General features: G+C 47.5%; 24 protein-coding genes. 9 read left to right on the forward strand and 15 right to left on the reverse strand.

Annotation, left to right across the window (positions count from 1 at the left end; all coding sequences use genetic code 11):
- Positions 1–6: 6 nt before the first annotated feature.
- From thiQ to mpl, 5 genes are all read right to left on the reverse strand, one after another.
- Positions 7–711 (reverse strand): thiamine ABC transporter ATP-binding protein, encoded by a 705-nt coding sequence (gene thiQ, locus ACJB0T_RS15400; protein ID WP_479288639.1) that lies wholly within the window; start codon positions 709–711, stop codon positions 7–9.
- On the reverse strand, positions 695–2,326 hold the full coding sequence (gene thiP / locus ACJB0T_RS15405; RefSeq protein ID WP_479288638.1) for a thiamine/thiamine pyrophosphate ABC transporter permease: 1,632 nt from the start codon (positions 2,324–2,326) through the stop codon (positions 695–697). The genes thiQ and thiP overlap by 17 nt, the downstream gene beginning before the upstream one ends.
- 79 nt (positions 2,327–2,405) lie before the next feature.
- A complete protein-coding gene (thiB, locus tag ACJB0T_RS15410) occupies positions 2,406–3,389 on the reverse strand; it encodes a thiamine ABC transporter substrate binding subunit (RefSeq protein ID WP_479292178.1) in 984 nt (327 codons plus the stop codon).
- A gap of 310 nt (positions 3,390–3,699) precedes the next feature.
- Positions 3,700–4,320, reverse strand: a complete 621-nt coding sequence (locus tag ACJB0T_RS15415) for a flavin prenyltransferase UbiX (RefSeq protein WP_479288637.1) — start codon at positions 4,318–4,320, stop codon at positions 3,700–3,702.
- Positions 4,320–5,669 carry a UDP-N-acetylmuramate:L-alanyl-gamma-D-glutamyl-meso-diaminopimelate ligase gene (mpl, locus tag ACJB0T_RS15420; protein ID WP_479288636.1) on the reverse strand — a complete coding sequence of 450 codons (1,350 nt, stop codon included), beginning with the start codon at positions 5,667–5,669 and terminating at the stop codon, positions 4,320–4,322. Before mpl ends, ACJB0T_RS15415 begins: the two co-directional genes overlap by 1 nt.
- 284 nt (positions 5,670–5,953) lie before the next feature.
- Here mpl and fbp point away from each other — a divergent pair, with 284 nt between their 5' ends.
- The gene (gene fbp / locus ACJB0T_RS15425; protein ID WP_042502808.1) at positions 5,954–6,964 is read left to right on the forward strand and encodes a class 1 fructose-bisphosphatase; all 1,011 of its coding nucleotides are present in this window, start codon (positions 5,954–5,956) and stop codon (positions 6,962–6,964) included.
- A gap of 135 nt (positions 6,965–7,099) precedes the next feature.
- Complete coding sequence (gene ppa, locus ACJB0T_RS15430) at positions 7,100–7,630, forward strand: inorganic diphosphatase (protein WP_112460387.1); 531 nt, start codon at positions 7,100–7,102, stop codon at positions 7,628–7,630.
- 101 nt (positions 7,631–7,731) lie between these two features.
- On the opposite strand, the gene ACJB0T_RS15435 is transcribed toward ppa, so the two are convergent.
- From ACJB0T_RS15435 to tamA, 4 genes are read right to left on the reverse strand one after another with little or no spacing between them, the layout of a single operon-like run.
- Positions 7,732–8,085, reverse strand: a complete 354-nt coding sequence (locus ACJB0T_RS15435) for a DUF2799 domain-containing protein (protein ID WP_042502805.1) — start codon at positions 8,083–8,085, stop codon at positions 7,732–7,734.
- A 47-nt stretch (positions 8,086–8,132) separates the two neighbouring features.
- Positions 8,133–8,486, reverse strand: a complete 354-nt coding sequence (locus ACJB0T_RS15440; protein ID WP_112460389.1) for a DUF2799 domain-containing protein — start codon at positions 8,484–8,486, stop codon at positions 8,133–8,135.
- A 58-nt stretch (positions 8,487–8,544) separates the two neighbouring features.
- The gene (gene tamB, locus ACJB0T_RS15445; protein WP_479292176.1) at positions 8,545–12,309 is read right to left on the reverse strand and encodes an autotransporter assembly complex protein TamB; all 3,765 of its coding nucleotides are present in this window, start codon (positions 12,307–12,309) and stop codon (positions 8,545–8,547) included.
- The gene (gene tamA, locus ACJB0T_RS15450) at positions 12,309–14,024 is read right to left on the reverse strand and encodes an autotransporter assembly complex protein TamA (RefSeq protein WP_479288635.1); all 1,716 of its coding nucleotides are present in this window, start codon (positions 14,022–14,024) and stop codon (positions 12,309–12,311) included. Before tamA ends, tamB begins: the two co-directional genes overlap by 1 nt.
- 164 nt (positions 14,025–14,188) lie before the next feature.
- Here tamA and msrA point away from each other — a divergent pair, with 164 nt between their 5' ends.
- The gene (gene msrA, locus ACJB0T_RS15455; protein WP_479288634.1) at positions 14,189–14,812 is read left to right on the forward strand and encodes a peptide-methionine (S)-S-oxide reductase MsrA; all 624 of its coding nucleotides are present in this window, start codon (positions 14,189–14,191) and stop codon (positions 14,810–14,812) included.
- 58 nt (positions 14,813–14,870) lie between these two features.
- Here the strand turns inward: msrA and ACJB0T_RS15460 are convergent, their stop codons facing one another.
- Positions 14,871–15,071 carry a DUF1107 domain-containing protein gene (locus ACJB0T_RS15460; RefSeq protein WP_112460392.1) on the reverse strand — a complete coding sequence of 67 codons (201 nt, stop codon included), beginning with the start codon at positions 15,069–15,071 and terminating at the stop codon, positions 14,871–14,873.
- Positions 15,072–15,350: 279 nt separating this feature from the next.
- Between ACJB0T_RS15460 and ACJB0T_RS15465 the strand changes: the two genes are divergently transcribed.
- From ACJB0T_RS15465 to ACJB0T_RS15485, 5 genes are all read left to right on the forward strand, one after another.
- Positions 15,351–15,902, forward strand: a complete 552-nt coding sequence (locus tag ACJB0T_RS15465) for a YtfJ family protein (RefSeq protein ID WP_479288633.1) — start codon at positions 15,351–15,353, stop codon at positions 15,900–15,902.
- A gap of 245 nt (positions 15,903–16,147) precedes the next feature.
- The gene (gene zrgA / locus ACJB0T_RS15470; RefSeq protein ID WP_479288632.1) at positions 16,148–16,882 is read left to right on the forward strand and encodes a zinc uptake protein ZrgA; all 735 of its coding nucleotides are present in this window, start codon (positions 16,148–16,150) and stop codon (positions 16,880–16,882) included.
- Positions 16,883–16,937: 55 nt separating this feature from the next.
- Positions 16,938–17,627, forward strand: coding sequence for an ABC transporter ATP-binding protein (locus tag ACJB0T_RS15475; RefSeq protein ID WP_479288631.1), 690 nt, complete (start codon positions 16,938–16,940; stop codon positions 17,625–17,627).
- A complete protein-coding gene (locus ACJB0T_RS15480; protein ID WP_479288630.1) occupies positions 17,624–18,883 on the forward strand; it encodes an ABC transporter permease in 1,260 nt (419 codons plus the stop codon). The genes ACJB0T_RS15475 and ACJB0T_RS15480 overlap by 4 nt, the downstream gene beginning before the upstream one ends.
- Before the next feature lie 79 nt (positions 18,884–18,962).
- Positions 18,963–19,421 (forward strand): DUF3299 domain-containing protein, encoded by a 459-nt coding sequence (locus ACJB0T_RS15485; protein ID WP_420822982.1) that lies wholly within the window; start codon positions 18,963–18,965, stop codon positions 19,419–19,421.
- A gap of 61 nt (positions 19,422–19,482) precedes the next feature.
- Here ACJB0T_RS15485 and ACJB0T_RS15490 read toward each other — a convergent pair whose 3' ends face one another.
- Positions 19,483–19,617: a hypothetical protein gene (locus ACJB0T_RS15490; RefSeq protein ID WP_479288629.1), complete on the reverse strand. Its 135-nt coding sequence runs from the start codon at positions 19,615–19,617 to the stop codon at positions 19,483–19,485.
- Between the two features lie 198 nt (positions 19,618–19,815).
- On the opposite strand from ACJB0T_RS15490, the gene ACJB0T_RS15495 reads away from it, so the two are divergent.
- The gene (locus tag ACJB0T_RS15495; protein WP_479288628.1) at positions 19,816–20,718 is read left to right on the forward strand and encodes a TIGR03899 family protein; all 903 of its coding nucleotides are present in this window, start codon (positions 19,816–19,818) and stop codon (positions 20,716–20,718) included.
- Positions 20,719–20,730: 12 nt separating this feature from the next.
- Here ACJB0T_RS15495 and cysC read toward each other — a convergent pair whose 3' ends face one another.
- The 4 genes from cysC to cysD all read right to left on the reverse strand — a co-directional run bounded on the left by cysC (position 20,731) and on the right by cysD (position 25,537).
- Positions 20,731–21,363: an adenylyl-sulfate kinase gene (cysC, locus tag ACJB0T_RS15500; protein ID WP_479288627.1), complete on the reverse strand. Its 633-nt coding sequence runs from the start codon at positions 21,361–21,363 to the stop codon at positions 20,731–20,733.
- Positions 21,364–21,385: 22 nt separating this feature from the next.
- The gene (locus ACJB0T_RS15505) at positions 21,386–23,110 is read right to left on the reverse strand and encodes an SLC13 family permease (RefSeq protein ID WP_479292174.1); all 1,725 of its coding nucleotides are present in this window, start codon (positions 23,108–23,110) and stop codon (positions 21,386–21,388) included.
- A gap of 87 nt (positions 23,111–23,197) precedes the next feature.
- Positions 23,198–24,610 carry a sulfate adenylyltransferase subunit CysN gene (cysN, locus tag ACJB0T_RS15510; RefSeq protein ID WP_479288626.1) on the reverse strand — a complete coding sequence of 471 codons (1,413 nt, stop codon included), beginning with the start codon at positions 24,608–24,610 and terminating at the stop codon, positions 23,198–23,200.
- Between the two features lie 18 nt (positions 24,611–24,628).
- Positions 24,629–25,537: a sulfate adenylyltransferase subunit CysD gene (cysD, locus tag ACJB0T_RS15515; protein WP_042502781.1), complete on the reverse strand. Its 909-nt coding sequence runs from the start codon at positions 25,535–25,537 to the stop codon at positions 24,629–24,631.
- Positions 25,538–25,570 lie beyond the last annotated feature (33 nt).

Genomic DNA, 25,570 nt, shown 5'->3' on the forward strand with positions numbered 1-25,570 from the left:
TGGGTGCTAGTGCGCAGCGTGCACAAACTCAGCCAATGCCGTATTGGAATGTGCATCCGTCAGCTCACTAACCTCCCCTTGCGCTTCAATGCAACCGTTCGCCAAATAGGCAAAGCGATTCGCTATGGCGCGAGCATCACTTAGATGGTGAGTCACCATAATCACGGTCACTTGTTTCTCGCTCGCCAGCTGTTTCACTACACTGAGCATTTCTTTACGAAGGATAGGATCAAGCGCTGAGAAGGGCTCATCGAGTAGCCATATTGGATGTGGCTGTACAAAGCAGCGCGCAAGCGCCACCCGCTGTTTTTGGCCACCTGATAGCTCAGAAGGAAGTCGCGTTAACATCTCTCCTAGTCCTACTTTTTCTGCCACTTTACGCACTGTCTTTTTGTCTGTTTCGGTGAGTTTGAGGGATGGACTTAATCCCAAACCAATGTTGTCAAATACCGATAAGTGATCAAAAAGATTGTGCTCTTGAAATAACATCGACAGCGGCCTTTGATGAGGTTCAAGCCTATCGATGTTCTTACCTTCTACTCGAATAGCCCCAGATTCGGGCTGACAAAAACCAGATACCAAGGCTAGTAATGTTGATTTGCCTGCACCGCTTGGTCCAATCAAGGAGACGATGTCGCCTTGGTTTACCTCAAGATCAAAATAGAACCAATCACTATGGTAGCGATAGGCGACGTTATTTAGGTGCAACATGGCGGGAGCCTTCCTGTGATTGAGTTTTGGTTGAACTAACCTTTTTAGACGTTCTATTCAGTGTATCGGTCAGTGAAAAAATACCGATACTCAACGCAAACAGCACCAAGGATACTACGGCTGCCGATTCGAGCTGGTAGCTGCCCATAAGCTGATAAAGGTACAACGGCAGGGTATTAAAATCTTGGCTGCCAAATAGGGCAATCACGGTAAGGTCACCCATAGACAAAATGAAGCTTATCGAAAATGCATGCAGTATCGGCGCTCGAATCGCGCGCCATTCCATCAGCCAAAATCGGCGCAGCCCGTGCATACCGAGACTTTGCCATAATGGATAGTATTGATCAGCAAGGCGCTGCATTGGCTGATTCAAGGTCTTAATCACATAAGGCAGCGCCATTAGAGCATTGACTAACACCACAATGCCAAACGCTAGGCTGAACACATTTGCCATGCCTCGCAGCATCAAGAAGGTAGCAGTACTAAGGACTAACGCTGGTGTCACCAGAATAACGGTTCCTACAAGCTCAAGGCTGTCCGCTCGGCGAGCTTGAGACTTTAGCCTGAAAACTCGCGTTGTTGATAGCAAGACAATCCCCACCAGCAGAGCAATACTCCCTGCCAGTACAGCCACTTGCAGCGAAGTGCCCACAGCACTCCAAAAACGTGAATCCGTAAACACATCAAGCAATTTCGAGTTCAAACCACTGAGCAAAATAGCCAGTATCGGAGGTATGACGAGCATTAGGGTTGCCATGATCCAAAAGCTATCCCAACTCTTTTTAAGCATCGTATCTTTGGGCTGTAAGCTAGGTGTCGTGTGAAAATTACTTTTACCATAAACAGGTTTACTGAATCGTCCAACAAACATCACCAAAGCAGCGCAGATTGCCATTTGCCAAAGAGCAAGCACTGCGCCCGTAGGCAAGTCAAAGTCGAACTTAATCGCTTGATAGATAGCCAGTTCGATAGTGGTCGCTTGTGGCCCACCTCCAAGCGCCATGACAGTCGCAAAGCTGGTAAAGCAAAGCATGAACACCAAGCCTATAACATGAGGAAGATGCGACTTGAGCCTTGGCCATTCCACCAATCGAAAGCATTGCCAACTGTTCATGCCAAGATGAAGTGCTAACTTTCGCTGCTCCTCAGGCACCCCCTCTATCGTTACCAACAAAAGCCGAGTAGCAAATGGCAGATTGAAGAACACGTGAGCGAGCAAAATACCATTGAGCCCATAGATGGAAAAAAGCGCCGAGCCACCAGCGAACCATTTGGCAATCACCCCTTGGTTGCCATAAATAGCCACAATACCAAACACACCAACGAGCACAGGCATCACCAAGGTTGTGGCAAACAGTTTGAGTAGCCAGTCTCGTCCCCAGAAGTGGCGACGCGAAATTGCATGAGCTACGGGAACAGCAAGTCCAACACTTAACAGCGTCGATAGACTCGCTTGCCAGAAACTGAATTTGGCCACGTGCTGATAATAAGGATCGCTAAACAGCAGACCAATATCATCAATGGAAGAGTAGGAAAGCAGTGTCCACAAGGACGCGACGACATACAGGCCAATGAGCAGCGCAACCACTAAGCCGGCTTTGGGAATTCGAATCACAGTGACCTCAAGGGAAGAACAAAACTTTCGACGATACGTTATTCTCTAGCAAGAATAATGTATCGTCGAATAAACAGCGTTACTTAATCAACGCAGATTGCCATTCACGGATCCACGCTTTGCGATTATTCGCCACTTCATCCGGGGAGAAAGACAGCGCCTTGGCCGGAATAGTTAAGCTCTCAAACCCATCAGGTAACTTGCTGTCCACCACTGGGTACATCCAGTTACCCGTTGGGATGTTGGATTGAAAGCCATCCGAGACAATAAACTGCATAAATTCATCGGCTAGTTTCTGATTGCTGCTACCGGCGACCTTGGCTGCGACTTCCACTTGAGTGTAGTGGCCTTCTGCAAAATCAGCCGCCGCGAAGCGTTCGTCTTGCTCAGCAATAATGTGGTAAGCCGGAGATGTCGTGTAAGACAGCACAAGATCCGCCTCCCCTTCTAGGAACATCGAGTACGCTTCAGACCAGCCCTTGGTCACCGTCACGGTTTTCTTCGATAATTGCTGCCATGCAGCACTTGAGTCATCCCCATACACAGACTTCATCCACAGCAATAAGCCTTGGCCTGGTGTCGACGTGCGTGGGTCTTGGTAAATCACTTTAAGGTCATCGCGCTGCTCAACGAGCTCTTTAAGGCTTTTTGGCGGGTTCTTTACCTTCTCTTTGTTGTACACAAAGGCAAAGTAGCCGTAATCAAATGGGACGAACACGTCATCACTCCAACCATTCGGCAGTACAACTGACGACAAATCAGCGCCATGGTTAGCCAGTAGGCCCGACTTTTTCGCTTCACTCATTAGGTTGTTATCAAGACCAAGCACGATATCGGCTTGAGTGCTACTGCCTTCCAAGCGAAGACGGTTGAGGATAGACACGCCATCATCCAGAGCTACGTAGTTAAGGTCGCAACCACATTGTGCTTCGAATGCTTTTTCAATCGCAGGACCTGGTCCCCAATCGGATGCAAATGAACTGTAGGTATAGACGGTCAGCGATTGCGCCGATGCCATGAGTGAAGTAGAAAAGAGTGCCGTCGCTAACGCGATTTTGCTGATTGAATGGTTTTTCACTGGTTCTGTCCTTAGTTATTGTTTTGAGATCCAGAGAAAACGCGCGATGTGGGAGTGCATCCAATACATTGGAGCTAGAGTGTCTACTTAGCCGATTAATAGCAAAGGAGCCTCATCCCTACGCCAGCATTACCTGGATCAGGGCTGTTACTTAACGTACGCGGGTATCAGGCTTGACCTTCTCTCAGCACCACTGCTAGTGCACCCCGTGAGTTACAACCTTTGAGGGCGAATTGTAACCTTTTCGTCACAGATCCGCCAAATCTATCCTTAATATTCGTTAGATAACGTCAATCTATCGCTGATCGTAACCCCAACGAGGCACTAGGTTTTGTTCTAGCCCCATATGATCGAGCACCCTCGCCACGATAAAGTCCACCAAATCATCGATAGATTGTGGCTGATGATAGAAGCCAGGCGCTGCGGGCATAATGGTGACACCCATTTGAGAAAGTTTGTGCATGTTTTCGAGGTGAATTGTTGAAAACGGCGTTTCACGAACCACGAGCAGAAGTTGCCCTTTCTCTTTAATCACCACATCAGCGGCACGTTCAATTAGGTTATCCGACATACCGTGAGCAATCGCTGCCACGCTACCCGCAGAACACGGACAGACAATCATCTGTTTAGGCGCAGCGGAACCAGAAGCCACAGGCGAGAACCAATCTTCTTTACCACACACCACCAGCTTTTCTGGCTTGCAGTTCAAACGCTCAACCAGTGCTTTGTGGGCAGCATCTGGGCCACTTGGCAGTTTAATATCATGCTCGGTGGCAAGTACCACGCGCGCGGCCGACGAAATCAATAAGTAAACGGTGTAATCTTGAGCCAGTAAGCACTCAAGCAGGCGCATACCGTAAGGCGCGCCAGACGCACCAGTAAATGCAAGGGTAATGGCTTTATCTGCCGGTTTCATTAGGCTAACGCCTCCAATAATTTTTGGTGGATACCACCAAAGCCGCCGTTACTCATCACCAAGATCTGATCGTGAGGCTCTGCCTGTTCTGCAATCTTAGCCACTAACGCGTCAATGTCACTTTCAACTTGAGATGGCTGGCTACATGCATCGGCAATATCTTGTACCGACCACTCAATATTGTCTGGCTGGAACAAGAACACTTGGTCGGCTTTGGTCAGTGATTGAGCAAGCGTTTCCTTGTGCACGCCACGTTTCATGGTCGCGCTGCGCGGCTCTAATACCGCAAGAATACGTTTATCGCCGACCTTGTTACGCAGACCATCCAACGTCAGCTCAATTGCCGTTGGGTGATGGGCAAAATCATCGTAGACCGTCACTTGATTTACTTCGCCTTTTAACTCGAGGCGTCGCTTAGTATTGATAAACTTACCCAGTGCCTCACACGCTAAATCGGGCGTAACACCCACATGCCTTGCACCCGCAATCGCCATCAGTGCATTGTCGACATTATGGTCACCCACCAAGTCCCATTTCACCTCGCCCACTTTCGCGCCATGCAAGAACACTTCAAAATGCGAGCCGTCAGCAATCAGTTTATTCGCGCGCCAATCTGCGCCGGTACCCGTATGTTCAACTTCACTCCAGCAGCCTCTGCCTAATACATCGCTGAGCGCTTTGTCGTTTTTCGGTGTCATGATCCTTCCGTTACCCGGAACGGTGCGCACTAGATGATGGAACTGCCTCTTGATCGCTTCAAGATCATCAAAAATATCCGCATGATCAAACTCAAGGTTATTCATGATCAAAGTGCGAGGATGGTAATGAACAAACTTAGAACGTTTATCGAAAAAGGCACTATCGTACTCATCCGCTTCTACCACAAAGAACATCGACTCGCCCAGTCTCGCCGATTGCCCAAAGTTGCCCAAGACGCCGCCCACTAAGAAGCCTGGTGTATAACCGCAGTCCTCTAAAATCCAGCTAAGCATGCTCGAGGTTGTGGTTTTTCCGTGCGTTCCAGACACTGCCAATACCCAACGATCATGCAAAAGGAATTCCTGCAACCATTGAGGTCCTGAAGTGTACTTAAGGTTGTGATTAAGGACATATTCAACGCAAGGATTTCCGCGGCTCATCGCATTGCCAATCACCACGAGATCGGGCGCAGGGTTGAGCTGCGCAGGGTCAAAACCTTCGATGATTTCGATTCCTTCCGATTCCAATAGAGTGCTCATTGGTGGATAGACGTTTGCATCACTGCCGGTGACTCGATGTCCAAGTTGCTGGGCCAGTACAGCAGCGCCACCCATAAAGGTGCCGCAGATGCCAAGGATATGAATATGCATAACTTGCTCTCTTAAATTCCGTTGCGTCTTAGTTTACGCCATTGTCGCTATATATACCCAAAGCGTGTGTTAAAAGCGAGAAAGTTAGTGGTTAGACAGATAAATGTGACATTCATCGTACAAATTGCCACTCTGCACTCTTACTTCATTACCATTAAAAAGTTCTGCCCCCTACAATATCCATGTGTGTTGATGAATACCCCCAACTCGCGCAATCGTTTGATTTCGCGTTATTCCACACACATACCCCCAAGAAAATAAGTAAAAAACTTAAAGGATATAACATGTCTGATATGCGCACCCTTGGCGAATTCATTGTTGAGAAGCAACATGATTTCCCCCACGCTAGCGGTGATCTCTCCTCTCTTTTGTCCTCGATTCGACTTGCTGCAAAAATTGTAAACCGAGAAATCAACAAAGCTGGCCTTGTTGATATCACAGGTGCGGTTGGTACAGACAATGTTCAAGGCGAAGCTCAGCAAAAGCTCGATGTCTATGCGAATGATAAGTTCAAAGCCGCGTTAGAAGCACGTGACCAAGTTTGTGGTGTCGCGAGTGAAGAAGAAGATGAGGCAGTCGCGTTCAATAAAGAGCTCAACAAGAACGCCAAATATGTTGTGTTAATGGATCCATTGGATGGATCATCAAACATAGATGTTAACGTCTCAGTTGGTACTATCTTCTCTATTTACCGTCGTATCTCACCAGTAGGCACGCCTCCAACTCAAGAGGACTTCCTACAACCTGGTAATAAACAGGTGGCAGCGGGTTATGTGGTCTACGGCTCGTCAACCATGTTGGTATACACAACAGGTAAAGGCGTAAATGGCTTCACTTACGATCCATCGATCGGCAGCTTCTGCCTTTCTCACGAAAACATGATGATTCCTGAAGACGGAACCATCTATTCAATCAACGAAGGCAACTACATCCGTTTCCCTATGGGTGTGAAGAAGTACATTAAGTACTGCCAGGAAAACGTGCCGGAAGAGAAACGTCCATACACCTCTCGCTACATCGGCTCACTAGTGTCTGATTTCCATCGTAACTTGCTTAAAGGTGGCATCTACTTGTACCCAAGTACGCAAAGTCACCCGAGTGGTAAGCTGCGTTTGCTTTATGAGTGCAACCCAATGGCATTCATCATGGAGCAAGCTGGCGGTGTCGCTTCAGATGGCACCCAGCGCATTATGGATATCAAACCGACAGAGCTTCACCAGCGCGTGCCATTCTTTGTAGGTTCAAAGAACATGGTTGAAAAAGTCGAGTCCTTCCTCGAAGAGTACCAAGACTAATAACTTCGAAGTGCCTCTCAATGAGGCACTTTTTGTTTTAAAATTAACCAAGTATACTGACTGTAAACGATTCGTGTTTCAGCCCTCAGTTCCTTACGCCTAAAGGAATATCGAACAAAGAAAAGGAAAGTCAAAATGAGCTTAAACAATGTGCCTGCGGGTAAGTCACTCCCAGATGACATCTATGTCGTCATTGAAATCCCTGCAAACGCTGATCCCATCAAGTACGAAGTCGATAAAGACTCTGGCGCCGTATTCGTTGACCGCTTTATGTCAGCCCCAATGTTCTACCCTTGTAACTATGGCTATGTAAACCACACTCTATCACTGGATGGTGACCCGGTAGACGTTCTGGTTCCAACTCCGTACCCATTAATGCCAGGCTCAGTGATTCGCTGCCGCCCGGTTGGGGTACTAAAAATGACCGATGAGTCAGGTGAAGATGCCAAAGTGTTCGCAGTTCCACACAGCAAACTGAGTAAAGAGTACGACCACATCCAAGATGTCGGCGATATTCCAGAGCTTCTAAAAGCGCAAATCACGCAATTCTTTGAGCGTTATAAAGAGCTAGAAGCAGGCAAGTGGGTGAAAGTCGATGGCTGGGCAGATGTTCAAGCGGCACGTGATGAAATCCAATCATCGTATGAGCGAGCTCAAGGCAAGTAGGCTTTTAGCCGACTGACCAATACAAACATCAAAAAGGGCTCACTAACTTGTCGTTGGTGAGCCCTTTTTAAATTGAGTTGGTTTTAGCAAGAGATGGGTCGTTAATAGCGACTTCGAGAAGCTTTACCGTTGTTGTACCAAATCCGAAACGTCGGTCGAATATCGTCACAAATACCGCGATATAGCTCGCCTTTTTTACCGAGTATTTTCGGGTCTTGCTGACAGTACTCCTGGCGGCCTTGCTCGTAGCCTGCTGAATACGCTTGATACAGTTCACTATCGACACTGACTTGTGATGACTGCTTCAATTCATCATCACTCTGTTTCTCGTAGCCGACCAACGCTTGCTGCTCTCCAAACTGAAACCAATCTTGCTGCGAAGTACTGTTCGGTCCGCTGTTTTGAGCGCACGCCACCAGTGTCGCGGCAAACAATGAAAGCCAAATTATTTTCATTGCTCCTCCTAATTGCCTGTGTCTCGCTTGGTAGAGAAATCGCTCAATCAATTGCGACTGCGAGCCTTCTTACCTCGCCAGTACTCGTCGTTGTAACGGCGGTCGAGGTCGTTGCAAATGCCGTAGTAGATCTTACCAGCATAGCCAAGGTCAAACGGGTTCTGCTTGCAATACTCAGCCTTGCCTGTTGCATAGCCTGATTGATACTGAGCAAACTGATCTGTGGACAATTCAGGGACTTTTTTCACCAAATCAGATTGGCTTTCGATGATGTAACCCTTCATTGCCCATTGATAACCAAAATCTTGCCAACTTTGAGCACTTTCATCGGTGGGTGGCGTGAGCTGCACGCAACCCGATAACAGCACGAATGCCGCAACAATTACCCCTTTCCTAAACATAGTTACTCCTTGTTACCAAAGGTTGTACGAACGACAACCTTTTCGGCATCACTGTTTATCAGTCCACTTCAAATTGGTATAGGAAGGTGACAGAGCTATAAAGACCTGAAACGGCTTCCACATAGAAATCCTCGATGATGCGGTAGCGCACCGTAAATTCACCGAGTGAGTTGAAGATACCGACGCCATATTTAACCTGTAGCCCCGGCAACACGTAACCACTAACCGTTACCTGCGAGTCATCCCCAGAGCCTGCTGTGTCGAGCTGAAGATCTTGGACACCAAATGCCTGACCAATATCACCAACCACTTTACCGCTTCGCGCTAGGCTCAAGCCGATTAACGTCGTGGTCAGGGCGTTACCACCGGTTTCACCATCGATATCTTGCCCACGTAACAGGTAAGAAAGCGCATTTGCCTGTGGCATGGTTGGATCCGAGAAAATATCAATTTTCGGCTCTGTCGCAAGGCCAGATACTTTCACACCCGCCTTAACATCATCAGCCGTCGTGTCGGGGTTACGGATCGCCGTAATGTTGACATAAGGCTGATCGACCGGGCCTGTCATGAGAATTTTACCTTCTTCAATCAGCAAATCCTGACCAAATGAACTGTACGAGCCATTGACGATATTGATTTCACCTTGCACGAATGGCCCTTGGTCTTTTTGAGACACATGGAGCTTACCGCGCAGTCCACCCTTAAGACCGAATGCTGAGATGGTAAAGTCGTTACCAATGGAAATCGACACATCGGTCTCAACGTTAAATGGTACCGCTGCTTCTTCATTGACCGGGGTCATGTCTGGATTCAGCAACACCTGGTCACTAGAGACAGCGACCGCACTTTTCGGTAGCTCCTCAACTAAAATGCGCCCCCAAGGCAATCCGATAGAACCGGTGATTTTCGCTAATGTCGGGTTGGCCTCAATCGTCATATCTGGCACCACCTTCACTTTCACCATGGGTGGTACGTCAACATTAAGCTCATCGGCAAACACTCTTAACTTAGTTCGCCACGCTTTCAAATCTTGCCAGTTGCCATCACCTTCCAGCTTAAGCTCACCATCATTAGTTTGAATGTTTGCATCAAGCAGCGCATTGTAACCATTGAAGGCAATATCGACCTTGCCAGACTCAACCTGTATCGGCGAAATATCACCTTGCAACGACAAATCCGCAACCGAGAACTGACCATAAAGCTCAGGATGCAACGCATCACCTTTGATCTTAATGTCCGCCGCTAAATTCGCCTTCAGCTGATTAAACTCTCCCACCAACGGTTGCAAGAAATCGAGATTAAACGTTGAAAGATTCAACTCACCATCAATCGTTTTTTGTTCGGCAAGAACGTTTGGCAAGGTCACCTTACCTGAGAGGTCACCATTGTCGGTCACATCAATCAACCAACTCGCGTCAAGCTTATCATCGGCTAGGTTTGCTTTAACGCTTACCGACTCCCAACCCACCACCAATGGCGTTTCTAGATTTTGAGTCACAGTACCTTTTGGTAGTGCCACATCCAACTTCACTTGTGGGGATGTCTCAGGCGCCCATTTTGCCCAAGCAGTAATATTGGCACGGCCCTCTACCAGCATGTTTTCTGGGATATAAGCCTTAATTTGGTCAAAGTCGAAGTTCTTCACTGTGACCAACGCCTCTCCCGCCTGTCCCGCCTCGATGTCTTTTTCTAGGCACAATCGAGAGTCAGCCTGTTTCCAGCAGTGTGCAGCAACATTGGCTACTTGTTTATCAATATCGACTTTGATTGCCACTGGCTCAGTCAAATCAAGAGGGCCTTGCTCGGTCTCAAGGTGCACCTCTGCCAGTTCGCCATCCCAAACTAGGTTTGGCTTATCCGTGAGTTTACCGCTGATCTCTAGATTTAAAGACGCTATCTTGGAAACCACATCCAGTGCGAGCACATGTGCAGCTTGAGTACCGGAGAGTGTGAGACTAGCGGAATCGACCTCTTGGTCTTGATACTTAACGCCGCGCACATTGAGTCGTAGCTCCGCTTGTGCGCTCTCGATTGGCAGAGGTTTAGCCGTACCAGATAACGTTAACGCCTCAAGACTTGCCTCGTCCTTCCACTGAATCTTTTCAATACTCAGATCAGTGGCAATATCCGGCTCTTTCATGTCACCTTTGAGGTTAAGCTTACCGCGTAGAATACCAGAGAGATCCGGCACCGATTTCGCCAGCTCGGGGAAATCAATATCGACACTCATATCCCAGCTTTGATCAAGCTTACCCCGAGCATTAAGCTGGTTAGGACCATGGGCGACCGAAAGCCCTTGGGTATCGATCTTGAACTCGCCTTTACCGGTTTGATCAGACGCATCAAGCTGACCTTTGATGTTAATAGGGTAGTTTCTAAGTATGCCGACGATATCCAATGTTGGCACTGACACTTGCCAGCCCCCCGCATCAGTAAGAGAGCCAGATGTCACTATTTTACCGCTAATATCACCCTCGGCTTCTGGCCACTGCAAACCCGGCTGGATGTTAGTGAGGTCAATATCGCCTTGCCAGTTAACCGGTGCAGACCAGTTCGCCATCACTTGACCAGCAACATTGCCGCCCAATGTATCAATGGAAAGCATACTCAAATCGATATGCTCTAAGTCGCCAGCGCCCTCCAAATCCACTGCAAGGTCAGGGATCTCTTTACCAGAAGCTGATGCTATCAGATTGACCTCATAACCTTCTAACGAACCTTTAGCTCCTAAGGTATCAATAGATACTTGGTAATCCGACTCGCCGCTCAATGGCCAGTTCGCCTTAGCGCTCGTTATTGTTGCATCAAATGGAATCGTCGGTTCTAACGGTTGAACTTGCCCCTTTAGTAAGCCTGTAATTAGCCCAGAGAACTCACTATCCAGTTGAAGAGTTTGCACACTACCCGAGGCATTGAGCTTAAGCTTCTGTCCAGCAAAATCGGTTTGTTTAAGGTGTGCACCTAAATCAAGATCAAGTGGATAGCCTTCTTTCAGGGTCACCTTGCCTTGCAGACTGGCATCGACCAAAGGCATTTCCAATTCTAACGTAGACACATCCACATCATGCTTACCCGCCTTACCGACGAGCTTGAGTCTATCGACAATCACAGGCTCTGGCTGATCGAGTTTAAAATCAAGGATCTCAATCCCGGTAATGTTAACGAATAGGGGGATCAACACCTCAGGCAGCTCAATCGCCGTTGCGGGTTCGTTTGATGCAGTAGGCGCTTCTTCACTCGTTTGTGGGGCTTCCGTTGCTGGTGGCAGCGCAACTAAAGGAGAGGTTAACTTTGTCTCACCGACCGTTAAGTTAGAGCCCGTCATCGACAATGAAGTAGAAAAACTATCCCAGCTCACCTTAGTGCCAAGAATATCCAATTGGATATCGTCAAAATTGACGTGACCAATCGCCACAGGAATTGGCAGTGTTATTTTGGTTAATGGCTCTGTCGGCTCTGGAGAAGGCTCACTAGGCGCCACCTCTGGCATGCTAAAATCAAGCCCTTGAATCGCCAGTTCATTTACGCACACTCTTGGGTCGGACAGACAATTGAGATCTACAGCCAACGTTAGTGATTGTGCTTTTAAGTCAATGAATAAGCTTTCATCTTGAAAACTCACATCGTTAATCGTGAATCTTGGAAACAGCGCCCCTTGTGTCTCGCCCGCTTCAAATTGTGGTAAGGCTTTATTTACCCCCCACAAAATGCTGTTAAGACCGGCATTGGTAAACAGAGCGAACGCCAGCGTTGCAAGAATCAGTAAAATCAGAGTAATGAGGCCAATAGAACACCATTTGGTGACTTGCCAAACTTTCAACATCATAGTTCGGGCCCTAAGCTAAAGTGAATGCGCCATTCGGCTTGCGGTTTAGTATCCAATCCTTTTGCATAATCGAATTTAACGGGGCCTACTGGGGAGACCCAACGTATGCCAAAACCGGCACCACGCTTCCATTCAGGATCATCATCAAAGGCATCACCGACATCAAAAAAGGTTGCCGCCCACCAGTTGCCGGTTAAGCGATATTGATATTCAAGGCTACTGGTCGCGAGATATTGACCACCGGTTTTATTGCCCGCATCATCAACAGGTGAGATGCTCTCGTAATCGTAACCACGTACACTATTATCACCACCGGCATAGAAACGCAGTGATGGGGAAAGTTTGGAAGGATCACTGGCAATGTTGGCGCCAATATCAACTTTGAACAAACCACGGTGATTCTCACCAATACTGGATATCCAAGTCGAGGTACCGCGGAGCCTAAACACCGAGGTTTCAGACAGTGCCCGCTCATCACCCACTTCAAACATAATGGTTTGCTTGTTGCCACTCATCGGCAAGACGCCACCGCGTGAGACTACGCGAGAATAGGAAAGCCCGGGCAGTACAAACTGACCTAGCTCCCCTTGCGCATTAAATTCATAGTTCTCAATCAAATATCGTAAGTAAGCTGTTCGATGCCAGCCGCTGTCTAACACCCAGTGCCGCTCAAACGCCAGGTTTGATTCCAAGGTTTTTTTGTCGCTTCGATTGACGTTTTTCAAACCGTATTGAATGACGTAGTAGTCTTTAAGCACATCGTCGAGCGGGATCTTATAGCTCGCCGTTACCTGCTGCTCAGGAATGGATAAATCCAAACTGGTTTTGAAACTGTGACCATGTTCGTTGAGCCACGGTTTTTTCCAACCAAACTTCACTTTTGCTCCCACGTCTGTGGAATAGCCGAGACCGGTTTCAAACTGATTTCGCACTTGAGGAGCCAATGACACTTTCATTGGCAGTTCGCGTCCTTTACCCACTTCAGACAGATCAGGCTCGACAAATACCGATGAAAACCACTCTGTATTGGATAAGTTTTGGTTGTGCTCACCCACCTTGGCAACTTGATACTCATCACCAATTTTATAAGGCTGTAATGACTGCACTTTTTGGATATCGATTTGGCTGCCCGTAATCGTTGCCTTACCAAACTGGTAACGGATACCACTGTCATAATGAAGTCTCACAATCGCTTCATTCTGCTCTGGGATAACCTCTAGGCGGCTCATGGTATAAGCGCCATCAAAATAGCCTTTTTGCAGCGCTAGATTACGAATGCCCGATTTCAAACTATCATATTGATTGTGATTGAGTGTATCGCCCTCTTTGAGCGGCGAGATACGAATGAGGCGCATGAAATCCTCATCCTTTTCAGCTTCACCCGTCAACTGAACATCCACCAGCTTAATACGGGTTGGCGGTCCTGGGTTAATCTTGACCGTCAATTCATCACCACGCTCATTCACAGAAAAATCGATCTTAGCGTTGTAGTGCCCTAGAGCATTGAGCGCTTCGTTGATTTCTTTGGTGAGTCGAGATTGGAATCGCAGCGACGTCGAGTATTCATTCTCCGCTATCGCGGAAACGTAGACATTGACGTTATCCTGAAGCGCGCCACTTAATCCTTGAACATTCAAAGACACACTCTCATCAGCAAAGGCGAGTGCGGGCGATAAGGTCAAGAATAGCGGTGGTAAAAGTCTCTTTATCATGCTTTATTGTGAGGCTGTGATGCGTTTATTTTTGTTGTTACGTAGAATGATAACCCTGATTGATAGAGAAGTCTGTAGACAAGGTTGAAACAAATAAATGACTGCGCTCATTTTGTTTTCAGACGCTTTGCATTTGAAATACTAGTCTAAAAAAGGAACTGACGATGCGTAAACAAGAAATGATTTCCGCCGACCAAGCACTTCCGGGTCGAGATAGCGCCATAGCGAATATGGAGCCGCACTTTATCAATCAATCTGACCTTTACGCACCGCTTAGCGCGCAGCATCAGAGCATTGTTTTAGGTTTGGGCTGCTTTTGGGGGGCAGAACGCTTGTTTTGGCAATTGCCGGGCGTGGTTTCTACGTCTGTAGGCTACTCCGGCGGCTTCACGCCTAACCCGACCTACGAAGAGGTTTGCAGCGGTTTAACCGGCCACACCGAAGTGGTTCGTATCGTGTTTGATACCACACAAACTTCATTAGCCACCATATTGCGCACTTTTTGGGAAAAGCACGATCCGACTCAAGGAATGCGTCAAGGCAACGATATCGGTACTCAATATCGCTCAGCGATTTACACCACAAATGACGAGCAGGCAGACATTGCTAAGCAAACTCAGCAACGATATCAGCAAGCGCTGGGCGATACTGGTATCACCACTGAAATTGCTCCGCTTGGTGAGTACTACTTTGCAGAGGTCTATCACCAGCAATATCTTGCGAAGAATCCGAATGGCTACTGCGGCATTGGCGGCACCGGAGTGTGCTTTCCGCCTGAGTTAAACTGACACCTACAAAAATGCCCTCGCAATTGCAAGGGCATTTCATATTAGTTATTGTGTCTATTTAGAGTGCCAATGCGGCAATCTCACCGTTTATCTCTTTAAACGCTACCAGCTTTTGCCTGTCCTCTACTTCTGGAAGCAGCACCTTGCCGTTATCAAAACGAAACAATCCAATGCCTGCAATAAAGAACTGACCTTTAAACAACGTCTTTACGAACTTCGCAATTTGACGCGGACGATAAACCGTAAACTTACGCAGCATAACCTAACCTCAATATCCGTTTGAGTACATCTAATCGTAACCACATTTCTGCGAGTCATTTCGCAATATAGTTTGCGTTCGATTGGAATTATACTCGAAATTCTTGAGGAAACAAACGAAAGTTAACAACTTTGCAACAAACTATAAATTGCTGTTATGCTTGAAATGATTTTATTGAGAGACAGACAATTCTTGGTCAAATCATCATTATTTACGTTGTGGCTAACCTTGAGTTCGCCTAAGGTAGCCGCCCAATACAAAGTAACGGAAACTATTACAATGAAACTAAAGCCTCTCCTAACTCTCGCGATGCTGCTTGTGCCAGCATTTGCTATGGCAACCAACCTACAAGTCGGTGGAAATGCTCGCTCTGTATCGGTCAGTGATCACGGTGAACTTATCCTAAACAACGACGCGATCAATTACCAAGCATGGAGCACTAATGACATGCTAGGTAAAGTACGTGTCATCCAAGCTATCGCTGGCCGCAGCAGCTCAAAAGAGATGAACGCACCACTGATGGCTGCGATTACCGCAGCTGATTTTCCAAAAGAAAGCTATCAAACCACAACCGTCATCAACCAAGATGACGCAATGTGGGGCACGAGCTCTTTTGTCAAATCTTCTGCTGAAGATAGCAAAAAAGAATTTCCTTGGTCATCAATGGTGCTCGATAAGCACGGTCTGGTGGCGAATGCTTGGCAACTTGCAGAAGACAGCTCAGCAATTATCGTTCAGGACAAGCAAGGCAAGATCCTCTATGTTAAAGAAGGGGCACTAAGCGAAGCTGACATTCAGCAAGTGCTGAGCTTAGTTACTGACAACATCTAATTGACAGTAAAAGATTCTGAGAAGGAGCCCTTGCGGCTCCTTTTTTGTTGTTTTCCGGTCAGAAAGCTCAGGCTGAATGTTGTTTCCGCTGGAAAATATATTTGTTTGTTATAACATAACAAACAACAGTTAAACGAGAACCGATCGCATCGTTCTCACCAGAGGCCTTTGCACTCGGTTATTTCAACAGCCTCTTTACCTGCATTGGTGCTCACTACTTTTACTTCGCTATTTAAGGATTAATCATGAAACTGAAGATGACACTCTTAGCTGGTCTTGTTGTATCGCAGTTCGCTGTCGCTGAAGACCAATTTCGCCAACATGATGCTCATGTGCATGGTCACGTAGAATTTAACATTGCTCAAGATGGTCAAGATCTTTTAGTGGAAATCACCGCTCCAGGCGCTGATGTAGTGGGCTTTGAACACGCACCAAAGACGGATGCAGAAAAGGCAGCCATCGCTGATGCCACAGCAAAACTGAACAATGTAAACAGCATTCTAACGATTCCAGCTGCTGCGAACTGTAAACTGGTTGAGGCTCATATTGAAAACACGCTAGAGAAAGGCGAGCATCATGACGAGCATAAAGATCATGATGATCACAAAGGTCACGATCATCACGACGACCATAAGGAACATGATCACAAAGGTCACGATCATCACGACGACCATAAGGAACATGATCATGAAGGTCATGACCACCACGATGATCATAAAGGACATGATGACCACGAACATCATGATGAGCACAAAGACCACGACCACGACCACGACCACGACCACGACCATCATGATGGCCACGGTGAATTCTCAGTTCAATACCAATTCTCTTGTGAAGACGTCGCTAAAGTCTCGCAAATTGATACACAGTGGTTTACACATTTCCCTGCAACTGAGAAAGTATCGGTGAACCTGCTAACGGATAGCGCACAATCGGCAACGGAACTGACATCAGGTAGTACAATTATTAAATTCTAAACCGTCCAACCCTCAGGCCTCGCCCGAGGCTTGAGGGTAGTTTTTAGAGGACACTATGGCTAGCGTAATCGAACTCAAAGACGTCACGTTTAAGTGGCAGCCCGACCAAGCTCCAACTCTTGATATCCCCTCTCTTATCATCGAACAAGGTGAGCATTTATTTCTCAAAGGCCCAAGTGGCAGTGGTAAATCGACACTGCTCGGTTTGCTTACTGGTATAAATACGGCCACTAGCGGAGATATCTTGGCACTCAATCAAAACTTAACTGCACTTTCAGCGTCAAAACGCGATAGATTTCGCGCCGACCACATCGGCTATGTTTTTCAGCAGTTTAATTTGATCCCTTACTTGTCGGTCATCGACAATGTCACGCTGCCTTGCCACTTTTCGCAAAGACGCAAAGAGAAGGTATCTGGCTCACTCGCCGATGAGGCCAAGCGACTGCTTGATCACCTGCGTCTGCCATCCAATTTGCTGCAAAAACCTGTGATTGAACTCAGTATTGGTCAGCAGCAACGCGTCGCGGCCGCAAGAGCTCTTATCGGCCAACCCGAATTTCTGATTGCTGACGAGCCGACCTCAGCCTTAGATCACGACAATCGTGAAGCCTTCATCGAGCTACTCATGGAACAAGCGAACCGCGCTGAATCGACACTCATTTTCGTCAGCCACGACCCAACGCTCGAGCCTTTATTCAAGCGCACTGAAAACCTACAAGATATTAATCAAGTGAGGCCGCTATGAGCATCACATTAAAGCTGGCGTGGAAAAGCCTGCTGAATCGTAAAACCACGGCACTACTCACTATTCTGACGGTGGCGATTTCAGTTATTTTGCTGATGGGTGTTGAGCGCATTCGAACTCAAGCAAAAAGCAGCTTTGCCAACACAATTTCTGGCACAGACTTAATTGTGGGTGGCCGCTCCGGACAAGTGAACTTATTGCTCTACTCGGTATTTCGTATTGGTAATGCTACCAACAACATCGACTGGAAGAGTTTCGAAGAATTTAGCAATCATCGCGCAGTAAAGTGGGCGATCCCTATTTCTCTCGGCGATTCTCATCGCGGCTTTCGAGTGATGGGCACCAATCACAGCTACTTTGAGCACTATCAATATGGTCAAAAGCAGCATCTTGCTCTGAGCAAAGGAGAAGAGTTCGACAACCTATTTGAAGCGGTTATTGGCTCTGAGGTTGCTAAGAAGCTTGGCTATGACATCGGTACAGAGATCGTCATTGCTCATGGCATCAGTGACGTAGGCTTTAGCCGCCATGAAAATACACCATTCAAAGTGGTCGGTATCTTAGCACCTACGGGAACGCCAGTAGATAAAACGGTTCACGTGTCACTGGAAGCCATCGAAGCGATTCACGTCGGTTGGGAGTCTGGAGCTAATCTAGGAAACAATCCAACGAAAGAGCAACTGCTCGAAATGGATTTCCATCCCAAGCAAATTACAGCGATGATGATTGGACTGAAAAGTAAAATCCAAACCTTCGCCTTACAACGCCAGATCAACACTTATAAGCAAGAACCACTCAGCGCAATCCTCCCAGGTATCGCTTTGCATGAGCTATGGGGCATGATGAGCGTAGCAGAGCAAGCGCTGTTGATAGTCTCCGTGTTTGTGGTTGTGGCCGGTCTTATGGGCATGCTATCGAGTCTCTTGACTAGCCTTCAAGAGCGTCGCCGCGAAATGGCGATACTCAGAGCAATGGGGGCAAGGCCGCGCCATGTGTTCGTATTGCTGATTAGTGAAGCCACGGTTTTGACCACCATAGGTATCATTTGCGGTGTGGGTGGTATGTATGCGATGCTTGCGGTCGCAGCGCCAATCATTACCTCAAATTACGGGATTAATATTGCCTTATCTGGGATCAGTTCACACGAATGGATGCTACTTGGGTTTGTACAGTTAGCAGGCATTATTATTGGCTTCTTCCCTGCGCTGCGTGCGTACAGACAATCATTAAGTGATGGCATGACCATCCGTATTTAGTGGGACTTCGATGAAAACCTTGAAAACGCTACTTTGTGGCTTATTGCTATCCCTGAGCGTGCTGGCTGCGCCACTGGCGATGGCTGAAACTGACTCAGATGTATTAACACTCGATTGGATTGATCTCATTCCAGAGAAAGAGCGCAATCAGTTTGATGCGATGGGGATGCCTTCGGTCGACCACTCTGGTGGCGTGATGGAGCAATCGAAAGTCGGTACCGTGCGCCAAGAACTCAATGGCAGTAAAGTAAAAATCCCGGGCTTCGTAATCCCACTCGAAGGGGATGAAAATGCGGTAACGGAATTTCTATTGGTACCCTACTTCGGTGCCTGTATCCACGTTCCACCACCACCGCCAAACCAAATCATCTACGTGAAGTTCAAAGAAGGCGCGCCTGTACACCGTCTATGGGATGTGATTTATGTAGTAGGTACGCTAAAAACAGAAACCATCGACTCAGAGCTAGCGCAGACTGGCTACTTAATCGATGGTTATGAGATTGAAGACTACGATGATGGCTATGACGAAGCCGAGTGATAATTGAACCGCGTCGTAGCTAGATGCGAAAACATTAGATACGAAACCGCGTGCTAGGCTATTAGCCTATTAATGTAGAAAGATAGCCCAGTACGCCGATATAGACACACAGCAGCAAGATAACCGAAACCTGCTTTTTCATTTTGCTCTGTGGCGTATGACTCTCTAACGAGTAATTGTCTCTTGAGTGCCTCATAACGCCCTCCTCTATTATGAAGCATAAACTTAACAAAATTTTAGCATTTATCCTAGAGTTTTTACAACCGCTTCTCACAGCCTCTATTTTCGGACATCAGCTCACATAAATTACGCTGGTTTTTGCACGAAATTCCCGCTAAATTGAAAGCTTATTGCACATAATTGCTTCGTTTTCGCTTCATATTGAGTCTGAGTAATGAGTCATCATCCCGTTGAGAGCAAGCCTGCTAAAGTAGAACCAAACTCGTCCACTGAATCTGGGCAAAAGAAAGCCCATCACATGAAAGATAGCGCCAGTCGTTTACGTGCGATAGCCGAATCTCATTACCTCGACGCTCTGATCCGTGAGGAAACGCCAAGCCAGTCATTGTTTGAACGAGCCATGCTGCGTGAAAAACAAGGCAAAGAGCAGCGCCAGAAGAACCTGGAGCAAATCATCAAAGCGGCGTTGGCAGCCTGCAAAAACGAAGTGGCGGGAGAGCCAGATTTTGACTGGTTAGTGCGCTATTTTGATATGGCGAAAGAGATCCACAACTCGTCGATGCAAAAGCTCTGGGCTCAAGTGCTAAAACGCGAAATCACCAATCCCGGTGCCACATCGATGAAGGCACTAAAAACGCTTCGAGACATGACCCCTAAAGAAGCGCAAACTCTACAAAGAGCCTCGTCATTGGCTTGCAGCTTTGGGACGGACAGCAGTCGTAAGTTGCTGCTCGGCATTAAACATCAAACAGGTTTGTTCAGCTTCTCTCGTCGCGAGAGTGTCGATGAATTGAGTTTGGGTGAGTATCAATTGCCTTACTCTAGTATCCTGCTGTTAGTCGAGTTAGGTGTATTACTGGCAACAGAGCTCGAATCAGGAGAGATCAGTAAAGAAGCACCATTAAAGCTCAGCTATCAAGGTCAAGAAATGACGCTGGCAGCGAAAACTAAAGGCATCACACTAACCTACTACCGCTTTACACCAACCGGCAATGAGCTGTGCCAGTTGCTTGGTCATCGCAGCAATGCTCAGTATCAAGAGCAATTAGTGGCGCTGCTGAATCGAAAATTTGTGGTCAAAGGTGAGCTGCCAACCTCTTTTCATCATGCGGTGTAGCAGCCCAACTGATTAACTGATAACTTGCTTAGCCTTGAGTACCGCTAAACATTGATCCACCAACTCGGCGACTGCGTAGTCGCCGGCTTTAAGGTGGATCTCTGGCTCAAGCGGAGCTTCGTACTCAGAATCGATACCGGTAAAGTTAGGGATCTCGCCGGCACGCGCTTTTTTGTAGAGGCCTTTAGGATCGCGTGATTCACACACCGCTAAGCTCGCATCGACAAACACTTCCATAAACTCGCCCTCAGGCAAAAGGTCACGAACCAAGGCGCGCTCTTCACGATGCGGAGAGATAAACGCAGAGAGAACAATCAGACCCGCATCCGCCATTAGCTTAGCCAACTCACCCACGCGGCGGATATTTTCACGTCGATCTTGCTCCGAAAAACCTAGGTCGCGGCACAGACCGTGTCTGACGTTATCACCATCTAGCAAATAAGTATGGTAGCCACGAGTGGCCAGTTCTGTTTCGAGCGCCCCAGCAACGGTAGATTTGCCCGCCCCCGATAAGCCAGTAAACCACAGCACCACAGGCTGCTGTTTTTTCAATTCAGCACGCTCTGACTTGGTCACCACATGTTGATGCCAAATCACGTTTTCATCTTTTTCTATAGTGTCAGAGGCTTGTACAGTATTCGACATAACTCGTCCTTAGGTAACGCCGTTAAAAAGGAAAAAAGTAAGGGATAAGAGCGAGCACCAACACCGAGTAAACGATGGAGATGGGAATGCCAATCCGCATGTAATCTTTAAGCTGATAATTCCCCACGCTATACACCAATAGGTTGGTTTGATATCCGTAAGGGGAAACAAAGCTCGCACTCGCACCAAATAACACCGCCATGATAAATGGCATAGGATCAACGCCATAGGCGACAGACATACTGTAGCCAATCGGAAATGCGAGTGCGGCAGCTGCATTATTGGTGACCAGCTCGGTCAATAATAGTGTCACTAAGTAAGTGGCCACTAATGCACCGAATACGCCCCAGCCATTGAACATCTCGATGAACATGTCACCCATACGCTCAGAAAGACCAGTTGATATCATCAGTTGAGCAATAGAAAGCGCAGAGCCAACAATCACCACAATATCAGTAGGAAAACGGCGGCGAAGCTCGCCAAGATTCACAATACCAAACGCCAAAACGGCTATTAGATACAGTGCTAATCCTTTGATGATAGGCAATACGTTAGTAAGTGCTAACGCTATGACAGCGACAAAGCCAAATAGAACATAGCTAGACTTCGCTAAATCAAGCTTGGCACTCGAGTCTAAATCGTTAACAAGCACGAACTCTTTGCGATGCTGACGACGAAGTGCCTCAAAGCGTTTACCCGGAGCGAGCACTAACGTATCCCCCGCTTGTAGAATGATGTTACCTAGTCCACCTTCAAGGCGCTCATGTCCGCGGCGAACTGCCACGACCACCGCATCAAAGCGATCTCGAAACTGACTTGACTTAAGAGTGTTATTGCAAAACGTCGCCGATGAACTCACTACTACTTCAAGCAAATTTTGCCCATTTAAATGATGCTGACCAAAGAAGGTTAGGCCGGTAATTTCTTGTAGCGTCGCGACACTTTCCACATCACCGCAAAACAGTAGGCGGTCTTTGGCTTGAAGTACAAAGTCTGGGCCAACTGATGCCAATGTTTCACCGTCTCGAACCACTTCGGCAAGAAACAACTTACGCAGTGCTCTAAGATTATTCTCAGCAATACTGCGTCCCACCAACGGTGAACCAGACTCCACTCGCGCCTCTAAGAAATACGGCAGGTCATCTTGGCTAGTGTCATCGTAGTTTGGTAAAAAATAGCTAAGCGGTATTAGCACCAATACGCCACCGAACAATACACTCAAACCAATCCAGGTTGGCTCGAAAAAGCCTAAGCTTGGTAAGCCTACATCCTCAACAAAGCTGTTGATAATAAGGTTGGTAGAGGTGCCAATCAGCGTCAGTGTGCCACCTAGAATGGCGGCATAAGATAGCGGGATAAGCAACTTGGATGGTGCATGACGTTGATTGCGCTTGATAGCACCAATTAACGAGACGACTACCGCCGTGTTGTTAGTGAACGAGGAAAGCAGTGCGGTCGAGATACCCAATTTAGCGACAACGGCCCCTAAACGTCCAGTAGCAATAGAGCGGCTAACCCAACTAATTAGACGTGTTTTCTCAAGCGCTGCCGAGGATAAAATCAGTAGTACCAGTGTGAGTAGTGATGAGTTGGTGAAATTGCTCGCAACCGCATTGATATCAATCATGCCAGCAATAAATGCCAAAAACGCAGCGCCTGCAAAAATAAGGCTCGGTTTGATCTGGGTTGCTATCAGGCAAGTGATGATAGACATCAGCAAAGCCAGCACCACTCCTTGTTCCCACATCATCCTATTCCTTATGCAAACTCACTGCGTTGTCATGATGGGCTCTAGCGATAACTAGAGCCCGTGGTTACGGTTGTATCGCGGAGACTATATTTTTGCGTCCCACTCAGGGAAGTGTTTCATAATCAGGGTCTTAAGCTCTTTTTCAAAGGCACCCATACGCTCTTGTGGTGAACGCTGCTGTTCTGCCAGAGCTTCACGAACAAGGCCGGCACCCACTGTCACGTTAGTGAGGCGATCAATCACAATAAAACCACCAGTGTCTTGAACCGAATCGTAGCTATCAATAGCTACCGCTTCCGTTAGTGACCACTCACACAAACCGATGCCGTTTAGCGGCAGTGACTCTGCCTCAAACGATTTAAGTGAGTTGATGTCGTACTGGTGGCGAACCGCATCCAACTGTCCTTGCGTTTTCTTACCTGCAATTTTGATGTCGTAGCTACGACCTGCCGCTAGCGGCTCATCCGTCATCCACACCACGTCCGCCAGTAGACGATTTGATGACGCAACACGAGCATCTTGCTTAACAATCAAGTCACCACGGCTGATATCAATCTCATCAGTCAGCGTTAATGTCACAGCTTGACCTGCATATGCACTTGGTAAGTCACCATCAAACGTCACGATACGCTCGACTTTAGACGTCTTACCGGACGGCAATGCTTTAATCTCATCGCCAACGCGAATTTCACCAGAACCAATGGTGCCGGCAAAACCACGGAAATCGAGGTTTGGTCGGTTAACGTATTGCACTGGGAAGCGGAACTCACCTTGCTGTTTGCCTTGGTCGATGTCTACTTTCTCTAGTAGATCGAGTAAAGGTTCACCTTGATACCACCCCATCTTGTCACTGAGATCCACAACGTTGTCGCCCTCTAGGGCAGAGATCGGGATCATCTGAATGTTGATGTCTTTACCTAAATTCTCAGAGAAGGTCAGATACTCATCGCGGATCTCTTCATAACGCTGCTGTGAGTAATCGACCAAATCCATCTTGTTCACCGCAACAATAAAGTGCTTTAGACCAAGTAGGCTGGAGATAAACGAGTGACGACGCGTTTGATCGAGCACGCCTTTACGCGCATCAATCAAGATCACCGCAAGATCACAGGTCGATGCACCCGTTGCCATGTTTCGCGTGTACTGCTCATGTCCCGGAGTATCGGCAATGATGAACTTACGTTTTTGGGTCGAGAAGTAGCGGTATGCCACATCAATCGTGATCCCTTGCTCACGTTCTGCCTGTAAGCCATCGACAAGTAAGGCTAAATCTGGCTTCTCACCAGTCGTACCAACACGCTGGCTATCAGAGTGAACCGCCGCGAGTTGATCTTCATAAATTTGTTTCGAGTCGTGGAGCAAGCGGCCAATTAAGGTACTTTTACCATCATCAACTGAGCCACACGTTAGGAATCGAAGTAACGATTTGTACTGGTGCTGACTCAGGTAACCTTCAATACCGAGTTCGGCAAGTTGTGCTTCTACTGCGCTGTTCATAATCTGTTCCTTCGATCCTTAAAAGTATCCTTGACGTTTCTTAAGCTCCATCGATCCTGACTGATCGTGGTCGATCGCTCGCCCTTGCCTCTCACTTGAGGTCGCGACGAGCATCTCTTCGATAATTCCAGTAAGTGTGGTCGCTTCCGACTCAATAGCACCGGTCAGTGGGTAACAGCCAAGTGTTCTAAAGCGCACACTCTTGTGTTCAACCGTTTCATCAGGGCCGATTTCCATGCGGTCATCGTCCACCATGATCAACATACCATCGCGCTCGACCACTGGACGCGGTGCTGCAAGATACAGAGGCACGATTTCAATGCCTTCTAGCAAGATGTACTGCCAAATATCGAGTTCGGTCCAGTTAGAAAGTGGGAACACACGGATGCTCTCACCTTTGTTGATTTGACCGTTATAGGTTTTCCACAGCTCAGGACGTTGGTTCTTCGGATCCCATGTATGGTTCTTGTCGCGGAATGAATAGACACGCTCTTTGGCACGAGATTTCTCTTCATCACGGCGTGCACCACCGAATGCTGCATCAAAACCGTATTTGTTGAGCGCCTGCTTTAGACCTTGAGTCTTCATAATGTCGGTATGTTTAGATGAACCGTGCACAAACGGGCTACAGCCCATGGCTAGACCTTCTGGGTTCTTGTGCACCAAAAGCTCGAATCCGTAGTTCTTTGCTGTACGGTCGCGAAATTCAATCATCTCTTTGAACTTCCAATCGGTATCCACGTGCAGCAATGGAAACGGGATCTTACCTGGGTAAAATGCCTTACGCGCTAAGTGCAGCATCACTGACGAGTCTTTACCGATGGAGTACATCATGACGGGATTATCAAATTCCGCCGCGACCTCGCGGATGATGTGAATACTTTCCGCTTCCAACTGTTTAAGGTGTGTGAGTCTTTCTTGGTCCATGAGTTGTGCTTCCTTTGTTCATGTTGACGTGAC

The organism is Vibrio sp. CB1-5, from assembly GCF_059412285.1.